Annotated in this window: 13 protein-coding genes; 9 read left to right on the top strand and 4 right to left on the bottom strand. The window is 60.5% G+C overall.

All coding sequences use genetic code 11. The features are described 5' to 3' along the window. The first annotated feature begins 17 nt into the window (after positions 1-17). Positions 18-299, top strand: a complete 282-nt coding sequence (locus ACTZWY_RS02645) for a hypothetical protein (RefSeq protein WP_444789128.1) — start codon at positions 18-20, stop codon at positions 297-299. A 96-nt stretch (positions 300-395) separates the two neighbouring features. Here ACTZWY_RS02645 and rsgA read toward each other — a convergent pair whose 3' ends face one another. Next, complete coding sequence (gene rsgA / locus ACTZWY_RS02640; RefSeq protein ID WP_444789127.1) at positions 396-1,445, bottom strand: ribosome small subunit-dependent GTPase A; 1,050 nt, start codon at positions 1,443-1,445, stop codon at positions 396-398. Between the two features lie 122 nt (positions 1,446-1,567). Between rsgA and ACTZWY_RS02635 the strand changes: the two genes are divergently transcribed. Next, complete coding sequence (locus ACTZWY_RS02635) at positions 1,568-1,930, top strand: hypothetical protein (protein ID WP_444789126.1); 363 nt, start codon at positions 1,568-1,570, stop codon at positions 1,928-1,930. Here the strand turns inward: ACTZWY_RS02635 and ACTZWY_RS02630 are convergent. Further along, positions 1,925-2,569 carry a Crp/Fnr family transcriptional regulator gene (locus ACTZWY_RS02630; protein WP_444789125.1) on the bottom strand — a complete coding sequence of 215 codons (645 nt, stop codon included), beginning with the start codon at positions 2,567-2,569 and terminating at the stop codon, positions 1,925-1,927. The two genes, ACTZWY_RS02635 and ACTZWY_RS02630, sit on opposite strands and share 6 nt — an antisense overlap. A 315-nt stretch (positions 2,570-2,884) precedes the next feature. On the opposite strand from ACTZWY_RS02630, the gene ACTZWY_RS02625 reads away from it, so the two are divergent. Genes ACTZWY_RS02625 through ACTZWY_RS02605 form a run of 5 tightly spaced genes read left to right on the top strand, consistent with a single transcriptional unit; the run spans position 2,885 to position 7,274 of the window. Next, the gene (locus tag ACTZWY_RS02625) at positions 2,885-3,886 is read left to right on the top strand and encodes a TRAP transporter substrate-binding protein (protein WP_444789124.1); all 1,002 of its coding nucleotides are present in this window, start codon (positions 2,885-2,887) and stop codon (positions 3,884-3,886) included. A 10-nt stretch (positions 3,887-3,896) separates the two neighbouring features. Beyond that, positions 3,897-4,421, top strand: a complete 525-nt coding sequence (locus tag ACTZWY_RS02620; RefSeq protein ID WP_444789123.1) for a TRAP transporter small permease — start codon at positions 3,897-3,899, stop codon at positions 4,419-4,421. After that, a complete protein-coding gene (locus ACTZWY_RS02615; RefSeq protein ID WP_444789122.1) occupies positions 4,418-5,704 on the top strand; it encodes a TRAP transporter large permease in 1,287 nt (428 codons plus the stop codon). The genes ACTZWY_RS02620 and ACTZWY_RS02615 overlap by 4 nt, the downstream gene beginning before the upstream one ends. Before the next feature lie 39 nt (positions 5,705-5,743). Continuing rightward, complete coding sequence (locus ACTZWY_RS02610; RefSeq protein WP_444789121.1) at positions 5,744-6,580, top strand: carbon-nitrogen hydrolase family protein; 837 nt, start codon at positions 5,744-5,746, stop codon at positions 6,578-6,580. Positions 6,581-6,605: 25 nt separating this feature from the next. Beyond that, positions 6,606-7,274, top strand: a complete 669-nt coding sequence (locus tag ACTZWY_RS02605) for an RraA family protein (RefSeq protein ID WP_444789120.1) — start codon at positions 6,606-6,608, stop codon at positions 7,272-7,274. Here the strand turns inward: ACTZWY_RS02605 and ACTZWY_RS02600 are convergent, their stop codons facing one another. Further along, on the bottom strand, positions 7,275-8,183 hold the full coding sequence (locus tag ACTZWY_RS02600) for a LysR family transcriptional regulator (RefSeq protein ID WP_444789119.1): 909 nt from the start codon (positions 8,181-8,183) through the stop codon (positions 7,275-7,277). It abuts the gene before it with no gap. A 165-nt stretch (positions 8,184-8,348) separates the two neighbouring features. Next, positions 8,349-9,089: an SDR family NAD(P)-dependent oxidoreductase gene (locus ACTZWY_RS02595; protein WP_444789118.1), complete on the bottom strand. Its 741-nt coding sequence runs from the start codon at positions 9,087-9,089 to the stop codon at positions 8,349-8,351. 220 nt (positions 9,090-9,309) lie between these two features. Between ACTZWY_RS02595 and ACTZWY_RS02590 the strand changes: the two genes are divergently transcribed. Further along, a complete protein-coding gene (locus ACTZWY_RS02590) occupies positions 9,310-10,233 on the top strand; it encodes a LysR family transcriptional regulator (protein ID WP_444789117.1) in 924 nt (307 codons plus the stop codon). Between the two features lie 33 nt (positions 10,234-10,266). After that, entirely contained in the window at positions 10,267-11,931 is a 1,665-nt protein-coding gene (gene ggt / locus ACTZWY_RS02585) for a gamma-glutamyltransferase (RefSeq protein ID WP_444789116.1), read from the top strand. The last annotated feature ends 109 nt before the right edge of the window (positions 11,932-12,040 follow it).

The following is a 12,040-nucleotide window of genomic DNA, read 5'->3' as shown; positions in this document are numbered from 1 at the left end:
CCAAAAGGACCGCCCACATGTTCAGAGTGACCGTTGCAGAACCGGCAAACCACCCCCCCGAACTGACCAGCGCCGAATCCCCGTTATGGGTGGATCGTCACGGCAATCTGTATCGCGTGGCATCGGGGCTGCAAGCGGACGTGCCGCCGGGGGCATGGCTTGCCTCGGAGCAGGACCCGACCGCCCCGCCGCCGCCCGCCAACCCGACCTTCACCACCGTTCTGGCCGGGCCATGCGGCCTGTCAGCGCTTGCCGCGCTGGGGCTGGAACCTGCCGTTTTGCATGACACAGACCCGTAAGCCGGCCTTGGGTGTTGCAGCCCCCCCCACCAGACCAAAGCAGCGCGGGGGCAGTTTGGCCGATAAGGCCCCGCGGGGCGGGAAACGCGCGCGCCGTCAGCGGCGCTTGCCACCGGGGCCGGTGCCGGGGGGTTTGGTTATCCTGTTGCCGCGCGGGCCGGACTGCACAGGGGTGTTGGCCTGATTTTCCTGCAGAAGCTTGCGCCACCGGTCCACGCGCGCGGGGTCAAGCCCCCCTTCGGCCAGCGCCGCTTGCACGGCGCATCCCGGTTCATGGGCATGGGTGCAGTCCCGAAAGCGGCACATAGGCGCAAGTTCGGTGATTTCGGCAAACAACTGTTCCAGCCCTGCGGCACTGTCACTGACATGAAGGGTGCGCATGCCGGGGGTGTCAATCACCCAACCGCCGCCCACAACGCGGTGCAGGGACCGCGATGTTGTTGTGTGGCGGCCCTTGGCGTCAGCTTCACGAATGCTTCCGGTCGCCTGCGCCTGTTCGGGGGATTTTCCCGCCAGCGTGTTCAGAAGCGATGATTTGCCAACACCGGACGACCCGACAAGGGCAACGGTCTGACCGGCACCGCACCACGGCGCCAGCGTCAGGGCCGCATCTGGTGCAGTGGCGTCCAGCGCCACAACTGCCAAGCCGCGCTGCAAACTGGCCACCTGCGCGCGGTAAGGCGCGGTATCTTCGACCTGATCGGCCTTGGTCAGGACAATGACAGGCGTTGCGCCCGCCTCATTCGCAAGGGCCAGATACCGTTCCAGCCGGGCCGGGTTCAGGTCATCATTGCACGATGTCACAATGAAAAGCGTGTCCACATTGGCCGCAATCAATTGCGGCATGCGCCCGCCTTCGGTGCGCCGTTGCAGCAGGGCCTTGCGGTCCAGCCTGCGCACCAATACCGGCGCATCGGGCTGGACCAGAACCCAGTCGCCCACGGCATAGTCAGCCGTGTTGGCGCGGGGGGGCAGTGTCAGGCGCACTGGCCCTTGTGGTGAAATCGCAGTCATTCTGGCGCGATGGACCGTTGCAATGCGCATACGCGCAAGGCCAGCATCATCGGGTGTCAGCTGGTCGTCAAAAAACGCCGACCAACCAAGGGCCGTCACAGAATGGGAAGGGGGGTCTAAGGACTGGGTCACAGCCCCTGAATGGGCGCGATGGCGAAAAAATGCAAGGCCCGCCATGCTATGTCACAGTTTATAGCCTGCGGTTGCGATATCTGTGCAAATGCTGCCTTTGGAACAGCAAGGTGCATGACGCTATGGATGGGACATTTCTTGTCTTTGTGAATTTTTCGATTGTGGCGAAGGATGTTTCCACAACCCTGCAACACCTGGGGTTCGGCACCCCCCTGATCGCCACTACCGAGGCAGAAGCGCTTGCCCTGATGTCGGAACACGCGCAAGGGGCGGCGTTGCGCCTTGCGGTGGTGCAACTATCGCCGGATGCCTTTTCGCAAAGCCCTTTGCGCGGGGTGCTTGAACAGCACAGGGCGCACGTCATCTTGCTGGATGGGTCACCTTGTTCGCACTCTGCGAACAGGTCGCGCTATCCGGTGCTGGGCCTGCCCTTCTTTACGACGGATCTGCAACACCTTGTGGCGTATTTCGCGCGCAAGTCATAGCAGCGGGCGTTGCGGCGGCGTCAGGGTATCGGCCATCGCAAGTGCGGACAGGGCTTTTGCATCAAGGATCTGCAACAGGCCGTTTTCCCAGCTCACCCATGGGCGCAGGCGCGCAAGCGTTTTGTTGGTATGGACAAGTGACAACCCCAGCGCATCGGCCAGATCGCGTTGCGTGAAGGGGAATTGCGCCCGCCCGTTCGGCGCAAGCCCAACGGCGGCCAGCCGCCGGTGAATTTTCAGCAGCGCCCATGCCATGCGCTGTTGGGCGCTGCGCTGTCCCAAGGTTGCAATCATCTCATTGAGGAAATGCTCCTCAACGGCGGCAATCCATGTCAGGGCATAGGCGCGCGAGGGGTTATTGCGAAACAGATCAGGCAGTTTGCGCTTGTGAAAGCGGCACAGCACCATCGGGCTTGCCGCAAGTGCGGAGGTTGCGGCCCCGTCTGCCAACATGGCCTGAAACCCCACCATGTCACCGGGAAAGATGAAATTCACCAATTGCCGTTCGCCATTGGGCAGGTGTTTGAACCGTGCCCCCTGCCCTTCGCGTGCGGTGAAAAAATAATCTGTTTCATCGCCTTCATGATACAGCGCCGCACCGGGGGCCAATGTCACCTCGGCGTCGCGGAATTGCATCATGAATGTCAGGTCCTCAGGGCTGAAGGGCGTGAACAGGTCATGCTTGCGCAAAGGGCAGGTCTGGCACGGATGCATGGGATGAGGGACCGCCAAAGAAGAACAACAAGGATATGCTGAAAGATGACGCGCCCTGCCGCAACATGTCAAGGGCCGTCCCCTGCCGTGGCGCGCATGCGCGCGCGCCCCCCATTGCGCAAACTTCAGGCAAACGCGGCACGATAAATTATTCTTATCGGATAGGCACAAAAATGAAGATTTGATTCCAAATCCACTTCCTGCCTAGCTTGATGGACGTTCCTACAGTGGAGGCTTCCAATGAAAATAACAGTTTCGAAGTGGGTTAGCGGCGCTGCCGCAGTGACGATCGGCCTGACCGCATCAAGCGCGCTGGTCGCACAGACATGGCGGATGTCGCATAAGATGCCGCCGGAATCTATCGAAGGGCGCTTGTTCCAGATGTTCGCTGACGAGGTGGCAGAACGCACCGGCGGCGCGCTGAACGTCGAAGTTTATCCCAGCGAACAACTGGGATCGGATGATGCGGTGCTGGAACAAATCCAGTTGGGCACCATCCATATTTACCCTGAAGGCATAAGCTACCTTCAGAAATGGGTCCCCGAGATGCAGTTCACCTCGGCGCCATTTTTGTTTGATGACCGCGACCACTGGTCGCGCTTCATGGCGTCGGACATGGTGCAGGGCTGGCTGGGCCGCGTAGAGGATGAGGCCGGGATTGTCGTTCTGGGCGATTCCACAGCCTTTGTGCGCGGCCCCTACCGCGTGATGCTGGCCTCGCGCCCGTTTGAGACACTGGAAGAAATGGACGGTATGCGGCTACGCATGCACCCTGATGAACTGGCCGCCGAAAGCTGGCGCCATCTGGGCGCCGAGGTGCGCACACTGGCCTGGACCGAAACCTATGAATCCATCGGGCGCGGCATTGTCGAGGCCGTGAACAGCCCTATCGCCTTGGTGGAATCCATGCGGTTTCACGAAGTTGCGCCCCATATCCTGCGCCATGACGAATATGAGCAGGGCATGGCCTTCATGATGAGTGCCGTTTCGTGGAACCAATTGGACGAGGATATGCAAGCACATTTGCTGGATGCATATGACGCGGTGGCGCAGGAATCCGCGCGCGTTATGGGCGAAATCGCGGACGAAGCGATTGAACGCATGAAAGGCGAAGGCGCGACATTCAGCGAACTGGACACCGCGCCGTTTGTTGCCCGCATGGCCGAAATGTATGCGGCAATGGACGCGGCCGGAACCCTGCCCGAAGGGTTTTTGGATGCTGTAAACGAAACACGCGAATAGCAGCCGCACCATGTTGCACCTGCTGGACCGCTTTCTGGGGCTGACGGAGAAGGTTTTCTTCGTCGGCGCCAACGGTGCCCTGATCGTCATCCTTTTCATCAATATCGCAAATATCGGGTCCCGTTTCCTGTGGGAACGGGGGCTGATCTGGGTGTTCCCCTGGACAACTGTTTTGTTTGTCTGGATGGTATTTCTGGGGTTTTATGTGATTTACCGCCGCAACCGGGATATCAAGGTGGACATCGTATACCGGCTGTTGCCGTTGCGGGCGCAAAACGCCGTCACCATCCTGACCAACCTTGTCATCATGACGCTGATGGGCATCATCTTGTGGCAGGCGCAAACGCTGCTGCCGCGTCAGGTGGGCAATATGGATTATGTCGGCCTGCAGCGCTACTGGCTTTCGGTGCCGTTCTACGCGTCTTGTAGCCTGATTTTGCTGGATTTCCTGCGCGACACGTTTGAGCGTTTGATCAATGGCCCGCCGGATGAAGGCGCGCAGGTGTCTGCAAATGTGCCGGGGGGTGTGCAATGACCGCAATCTTGTTGTTTGTGGGTTTCCTTGTGCTTCTGGCGCTTCGGGTTCCCATTACCATGGCCATAGGCATCTCGGTGTTGGGGTCCCTGATTGCGGCGGGGTATGACACCACCTTGTGGATTATTCCCATGCGCGTTCAGGAAGGGGTCAACAATTCCTCGCTGCTGGCCATTCCGTTTTTCGTGCTGGCAGGCAACCTGATGAATGCCGTTGGCCTGACAGAACGCCTGTTCAACATGGCCAACGCCCTGATTGGCCATTTCAAGGCCGGTCTGGCACAGGTCAATGTGCTGGCGTCGGTCTTGATGGCGGGCGGCACAGGCGCCGCAGTGGCCGATATCGCAGGGCTGGGCGTGGTGGAAATTCGCGCCATGCGCGAGCGGGGCTACACGGCGTCCTTCTCGGCGGCGATTACGACAGTATCGGCCATTCTGGCCCCGTTCATTCCGCCATCTGTTCCGCTGGTTGTGTATGCGTTTCTGGCCAATGTGTCGGTGGCGCGCATGTTTCTGGCCGGTATCGGGCCTGCAATCCTGATTGCAGTGGCGCTGATGATCTATAACCGCATCTATGCCTCGGTTGTGGACCTGCCCACCCAACCCAAGGCCACCGGGCGCGAGATCTGGACCTGCATCCTGAAAGGCACGCCGCCGCTGGCCGCGCCCGGCATCATCATGGCGGGTATTCTGACCGGCACCACCACCGCAGCCGAGGCAGGCATTCTGGCCTGTGGCTATACGCTGCTGTTGTCGCTGTTCTATGGCAGTTTCCGCTTTTCCGCGATCTGGTCGGCCATAAGTGACACCATGCTGATTACCGCGATGATCATGATCATCATCGGGTTTGCCAATGGTATGGGCTGGCTGCTGGCGGTGGAACGCATCCCGCAAGATATTGCTGCCGCAGTGCCGGGGCTGATTGACCAGCCCTTCCTGTTTCTGATGGCCGTGGTCGGGATTGTGCTGGTGGTGGGCTGTTTCATCGACGGGGTAACCGCCAAGCTGTTGCTGGTGCCGATCCTGCTGCCATTGGTGGATGCTTACGGGATTGACCGCATCCATTTCGGAATTGTCATGCAGATGGGCCTGATCCTGGGCCTTGCGACCCCGCCCATGGGCATTGGCCTGTATATTGTCGCCCGCATTGCCGAAATTCCGGTGGAACATGTGGTGCGCGCAGTGCTGCCCTTCTTCATCCCGCTGCTGATCGTTCTGACGCTGCTGGCCGCAGTGCCCCAGATCGCGCTGTGGCTGCCCGATACGGTGCTTGGCGCGCGCTAGGGCCACACCTGCCTTCTCAACCGACTATGGAGTAATATCTTGAAAGTATCCCTGATCCAGATGAACACGCGCGACGACAAGGCCGAAAACCTGCGCGTGGCCCGCGACCTGATTGAGGCCGCCGTCGCGCAAGACCGCCCCGATATTGTCAGCTTGCCCGAAACCTGGACATCCATGACTGGCAATTTCGACGTGCAATACGGAAATTCCGAAACAATCCCCGATGGCGAAGCCTGCCAGATGATGGCCGGACTGGCGCGCAAACACGGCATCTATGTTCATGGCGGCAGTATTGCGGAACGCGCGGACGGGAAGTGCTTCAATACGACACTGGTGTTCAATCCACAGGGCGACATCATTGCGCAATACCGCAAGATACACCTGTTTGACGTGGACGTGCCCGGCGGCATTTCCTACCGGGAATCGGATTCCATGAAGGCGGGATCGGATGTGGTGACCTGCCAGATCGGGGACACCATAGCAGGGCTGTCCATCTGCTATGACATGCGGTTCCCGGAATTGTTCCGCGCGCTGCGCGACCAAGGGGCAAAGGTCATCTTTCTGCCCGCCGCCTTCACAATGATGACCGGCAAGGACCATTGGGAAACCCTGATCAAGGCGCGCGCGATTGAAACACAATCCTGGGTGGTGGCCACCGGGCAGGTGTTCGACCACGACGGCGGCAGCAAGGTCTGCTACGGGCGGTCCATCGTCGTGGACCCCTGGGGCACTGTTGTGGCCAAAGCGCCCGACAAGGTGGGGTTCATCACTGCCACCATTGACCCGTCCTATGCCGATGACGTGCGCGCCAAAATGCCGGTCATGCGCCATCACCGTTTGGGCAAAACCCCGACCGCGCAGCCCGTTCCGGCCTGATTACCCCAATAAAGGAAAACAAACCATGTATACAGTCAAGGATATGCCGCAGCAAATTTCCACGGAAATGGCGGAAAAACTTGCGAAATGCGAAACCGCGACTATCGGCCATTTTCTGCATGATGTCTTTTTGGACCGCGAAATCCGCGCCGTGCTGCCGGGCAAGCGCATTGCGGGAACGGCGGTAACCCTGCGGCTGGCAGGACCGGATTCGGCCTTGCTGCACTATGCTGTCAGCATTGCGCGCCCCGGTGACATCCTGATCATTGACCGCGCGGGCGACGACAAGCATGCCTGCTGGGGCGGTGTGGTCACGCATGCCGCCAAACAGGCCGGTGTGCTGGCCGCAGTCATTGACGGTCCCGCCACAGATTTTGAAGAAATCCGCGCGCAGGACATGCCCATGTGGTGCCGTGGCCCCGCGCCCATCACAACCAAATTGCTGGGCCTGGGCGGGGGGATGAATATTCCCGTGTCGGTAGGCGGGCAGTCGGTGGAACCCGGCGACGCGGTTTTGTGTGACGAAAGTGGCGTCATTGTCCTGAAACCCCATCAGGTTGATGCGGTGGCCGAACGCGCGCTTGGCATGCAGGAACGTGAAATCGGCCTGCTGGCAAAAATTCACGCAGGCGAAAAACTTGCGGACCTTTCGGGCGCGCGCAAGATGGTCGAAGGCAATCTGGCACCCGCCTGATTACAGCGCCATCCCGTGGCGGGCCCAGAAGCGGCCCGCCTCCTCTCGGGCCATTGTGGCGATGACACCGGGCGCAGCGGACCCCGATGCCGTGTAATACACAGCGTGACATTCAAGCGCGGGGAATTCCTGTTGGACCGGGATCACCTTCAGCGTTCCTTCCGCCAGTTCCCGTTCGATCATCACAGGCGGAATGGCCGCAACCCCGAACCCGTCCGCAGCAAGCCGGATCAGGGTCGACAAGGAATTTGAACAGCTTAGCTGCAGGGTGCGCGCGCTGGTGCCCACCAGGGTGCGGTCAATCATACGGTAGGGTTTTGACCCGCGCGGGTAAGAGATGATCGGATAATCAGCCAGTTCTGTCACATCAATTTCGCTGTCAAAACGAAACCGGCGCGGATTGGCGACCCATGCCATGGGAAAGGTGCCGATACCCACATTTTCAATGCCTTCCTCATCCACTGGGCCCATGACAAGCGCGATGTCGATTTCGCCGTTTTTCAGGTCATCAATCAGGCGCAGCGACGTGTCGGCGCGCACCTCGAATGTGACGCCGGGGTGTTCGGTTTGCAGGCGTTCAAACAGATCCACCAGCCAGCTGGAAATGATGGTATCAATCGCCCCGATGCGCACAGTGCCAGTGATGCGGGGTTCTGCCTCGAATATCGAATGCAGGCGGTCGGTCAGTTCCACAATCGGCTTGGCATAGCGCAGCACTTCCAGCCCGTCGCGCGTGACGCGCACGCGCCGTGCTTCGCGGTGCAGCAATTTGCGGCCAAAATCATCTTCCAACCCGCGTATGCGCGCTGAAATTGCGGGTTGTGTGGTGTTCAGATGGGCCGCCGCTTTTCGAAAGCTTTCCAGTTCGGCGACAAGTATGAAGGCGCGCAACGCTCTCAATCGTATCATTTATGTGCCTTTCCAGCGAACGTCCGGCGCGAAGCGGGGGCAATGCGTGACCTGAAGTCCTTTGGAGTATGTCGCGTTCATTCGCATTCACGCCACATACTCCAACTTATTGATTGCGCAGGTTCGAGAAGCGCAAAACCGGTTCCCACTTTTGCGCAACCTGCTTTAGACGTGCTGCCCCCCGTTTATGTGAATCTCAGCCCCGTTGATGTAAGATGAAGCGGCGGTGCAAAGGAAGTGAATTGTTGAGGCCACTTCCGATGCGTCCCCCAGCCGGCCCATGGGCACTTCGGCAGCGATCAAATCCTCGGTGCCCGGCGACAACATGGAGGTTTCGATTTCCCCCGGTGCAATGGCATTCGCCCGCACCCCCCTGCGCCCGAATTCATGCGCCATTTCGCGCGTCAATGCGGCCAGTGCGGCCTTGGATGCAGCATAGGCGACACCCGCAAACGGATGCACGCGCGACCCCGCAATTGAGGTGACATTGACAATGGACCCGCCCGCGCGTTCCAGTTCGGGCAGCAGGGCACGCGCCAGTAGTGCGGTTGACACAAGATTGACGTTCAACACCTGCGTCCAGACATCGGCTTGCGTGTCCACAAGCCCAAGGCGTGCGTTGTCGGCCCCTTTGGGCGAGATACCTGCATTGTTGACCAAGGCGTGCAGCCTGCCCTGCGGCAACCGCGCGCGCACATCCTGCGCCAGCGCGTCAATGCTGCCAAGCTCTGCCAGATCGGCCTGAATGTGGTTTTCACGCGCCTCGGGCCAGGCGCAGTCGGGCGAGAAGGGCTGGCGCGACACAGTCAGAATGCGCCAGCCGTTTTCCTGAAACAGTTTGACTGTGGCATGCCCAATTCCCCGGCTGGCCCCGGTCAGCAACATGATGGGTCGTTCATCGTTCATAGCGCATCTTTCACCTTGTTTGAAAGCAATCTGGCCCCTGCCCGGTTTGGATATCGTGGTCAGGACCGCGAAGAAAACGGCGCGCAGGGCGTCCGGGTATCGTGCAAAAGGTATGTTGCAAATGCGTCGGGCGGGGGCCAAAGGCGCGGTCCAAACCCGGACCATCCCGAATGCAGATTCGATTGATATGCAGGCAATATTGTCATATTATCTGAAATAAATGAAGCTTGAATCAGAAAATATAAACTTAAATCTGCGCCATCTGCGCGCGCTTCATGCCGTGGCAGAAGAAGGGTCGTTCAGCGCTGCCGCTGCGCGGTTAAGTGTGGTGCCTTCGGCCCTGTCGGAACTGGTGCGGCAGCTTGAAGCAAGCATTGGCGCGCCCCTGTTCGACCGCCGCACCCGCCCCCCCGCCATTACGCCCCTTGGACAGGATTTCCTGCGCGACACCCACCCCCTGCTGAACGGCATGGACCGCGCCGTAAGCCGGTTGCGCCAAAGCGCCGGGCTGGAAGATGGCACGCTGCTGTTGGGCGCGTCCCCGTCCGCAATTTCCGATATTCTGGTGCCGGTTCTGCAGGAATTCCTGAACAACCGGCCGGGCCTGCGCTGCAGATTGCATGACGACATCGCAGAAACGCTGGCGCATATGGTGTCGGATGGCAGGCTTGATCTGGCCGTTGCGGGGCGGGCACAGCATTCGCCCGACCTGCGCCAACGGGCCATCTTGCATGACCCTGTCGGGCTTGCCTGTTGTGCAGATCACCCGCTGGCGGCCAAAGACACCGTGACACTGGACGATCTGGATGCCAGTATGCTGATCGGGCTTGACCCGAACACTGGCACACAGCACCTGCTGAAAGGATGCGCAGCGATACCAGATGACTTTCTGACACCACGCTTGCAGGCCCATTCCACAATTGCGCAGCTTTGCATGATCCGCGCCGGGCTAGGGGTCGCGCTTTTGCCGCGCAATGCCGTGATGCTGTTTCGTGATCCGCAGATTTGCTTCGTTCCGGTGGCGGGGCTGGATTTGTGGCGCAGCCTGTATTTGCTGGAACCGGCACGCCGCCCCATGACCGCAGCGGCGCGCGCCTTTGTTGCTGAACTTGAAACTCATATACCCCTTATCCCCGATGACTAAGGGCATTGCCCCCCGCAAGAAGGACCACACGTCATGACCCAAGCCACGCCATCGCCCGCGCTGCCGTTTCTGTGTCGCAAAGCGCCTGCAAGCGGTCAGGGCGGGGTTGTGGTGACAAACCATCCGCTTGGGTCAGTGGCCGGGCATGAAATGCTGGCCGCAGGCGGTAATGCCGTGGATGCCGCCGTTGCGGCCCTGCTGGCGCTGACAGTGGTCGAACCCATGATGGTGGGAATCGCGGGCGGGGGGCTTGCGCATCTGCGGCTGGCCAATGGCGCGCATGTGGTGTTTGACTGCATATCACATGCGGGCGCTGCGGCCAAACCCGACATGTTCCGCCCCCTGTCCGACCGCCTGCCCGATTACATGGAAACCGAAGGGCGGCGCAATCTTGTCGGCCCGTCGTCAGTGGCTGTGCCCGGAAATCTGGCCGGGTGGTGCAGCATGCACCAAAAACATGGGGTTTTGCCGTTTTCCGATGTGATTGCGCCTGCCATCCGGCTGGCGGCCAACGGGTTTCGCGCCACCGGATATCTTAGCCGCAACATCGCGCTTCATGTGGATGATCTGGCGCAAGACCCCGTGATTGCAGCGAAGTTCCTGCCAGATGGCCAGCCGCTGCAAGCCGGACAAATGCTGGTCCAACCCGAATATGCCGACAGCCTGCGCCTGATTGCCCGCGAGGGGGCGGGCGCGCTGCATGGCGGTGCGCTGGGGCAGGCGCTGATTGACCGGCTGGGCGATGACGGGCACCTGTCGCTGGACGATTTGCAGCGCTACACAGTACGTGAACGCGACGCGATTTTCGGGCGCTATCGCGGGTTTGACATTGCAGGCCCGCCACCGCCCGCATCATCAGGGGTGCATGTGGCGCAGATGCTGAACATGCTGGAACGCTTTGACATGGCTGCCATGGGCTATGACACGACCGAACGCCTGCACCTGCTGGCCGAAGTCATCCGTGTGGGGTTTGAAGACCGGCGCGCAGCGTCAGGCGACCCGGATTTTGTGGATATTCCGGTGGACCGGCTGATTTCCAAAGACTACGCCCGGGCGTGCATTGCGCGCCTGCGCGACACTGGCGGGGCAACACCGCTGCCCGCTGGCGGGTATGAAAGCCAGTCCACCACACATATTACCGTTGCCGATGCGTCCGGCACCATCGTATCGGCCACACACACCATCAACGGGCTGTTTGGCGCGCGCGTCATGGTGCCCGATGCCGGGTTCATCCCGAACAACTACATGTATAATTTCGACCCGCACCCCGGCAAGGCACTGTCGATCGCGCCGGGAAAACGGGTGCCCACATCCATGGCACCCATGATCGTGCTGCGCGACAACGCGCCGCGTTTCGCACTGGGCTTGCCGGGCGCACTGCGGATATTTCCATCCGCGATGCAGGCCATCGTCAACCTGATTGACCACAACATGACCCCGCAACAAGCCGTCGAGGCGCCGCGCCTGTGGACCGAAGGCGCACATCTTGAGCTTGAGCCGGGCTATGCCCACCATGCAGAGGCGTTGCGCGCCAAGGGGCATGATGTGCGTGTGGTGCCCCATATCGGCGGGGGAATGAACGCCATTGCCTTCGGGGCGGATGGTGTGATGACGGGGGCCGCCTGCTGGCGCGCGGATGGGACCGTATCCGCGCTTGGCGGGGGACAGGCCGAAGCGGGCGTGGCGTTCAATATCTGACCCCACGGGGTCAGGGGACGGAAAACCGCTATCCGGTTTTCCGCACCCTGCCTTAGAACATGTCACGTTCATTCGCATTCACGAGACATATTCTAAGTTATTGACTGCG

The organism is Roseinatronobacter sp. NSM (assembly GCF_052379845.1).
Taxonomy (GTDB): Bacteria; Pseudomonadota; Alphaproteobacteria; order Rhodobacterales; family Rhodobacteraceae; genus Roseinatronobacter.
Note: the sequence above shows the minus strand (reverse complement) of the source record. Positions and strands in the feature narration are given on the sequence as shown.

What these genes read in the sequence shown, in the direction of transcription:
- ACTZWY_RS02645 (WP_444789128.1), top strand. Translation starts at nt 18, where the DNA reads ATGTTCAGAGTGACCGTTGCAGAACCGGCAAACCACCCCCCCGAACTG.
- ACTZWY_RS02635 (WP_444789126.1), top strand. Translation starts at nt 1,568, where the DNA reads ATGGATGGGACATTTCTTGTCTTTGTGAATTTTTCGATTGTGGCGAAG.
- ACTZWY_RS02630 (WP_444789125.1), bottom strand. Translation starts at nt 2,569, where the DNA reads ATGATGCAATTCCGCGACGCCGAGGTGACATTGGCCCCCGGTGCGGCG.
- ACTZWY_RS02625 (WP_444789124.1), top strand. Translation starts at nt 2,885, where the DNA reads ATGAAAATAACAGTTTCGAAGTGGGTTAGCGGCGCTGCCGCAGTGACG.
- ACTZWY_RS02620 (WP_444789123.1), top strand. Translation starts at nt 3,897, where the DNA reads ATGTTGCACCTGCTGGACCGCTTTCTGGGGCTGACGGAGAAGGTTTTC.
- ACTZWY_RS02615 (WP_444789122.1), top strand. Translation starts at nt 4,418, where the DNA reads ATGACCGCAATCTTGTTGTTTGTGGGTTTCCTTGTGCTTCTGGCGCTT.
- ACTZWY_RS02605 (WP_444789120.1), top strand. Translation starts at nt 6,606, where the DNA reads ATGTATACAGTCAAGGATATGCCGCAGCAAATTTCCACGGAAATGGCG.
- ACTZWY_RS02600 (WP_444789119.1), bottom strand. Translation starts at nt 8,183, where the DNA reads ATGATACGATTGAGAGCGTTGCGCGCCTTCATACTTGTCGCCGAACTG.
- ACTZWY_RS02595 (WP_444789118.1), bottom strand. Translation starts at nt 9,089, where the DNA reads ATGAACGATGAACGACCCATCATGTTGCTGACCGGGGCCAGCCGGGGA.
- ACTZWY_RS02590 (WP_444789117.1), top strand. Translation starts at nt 9,310, where the DNA reads ATGAAGCTTGAATCAGAAAATATAAACTTAAATCTGCGCCATCTGCGC.
- ggt (WP_444789116.1), top strand. Translation starts at nt 10,267, where the DNA reads ATGACCCAAGCCACGCCATCGCCCGCGCTGCCGTTTCTGTGTCGCAAA.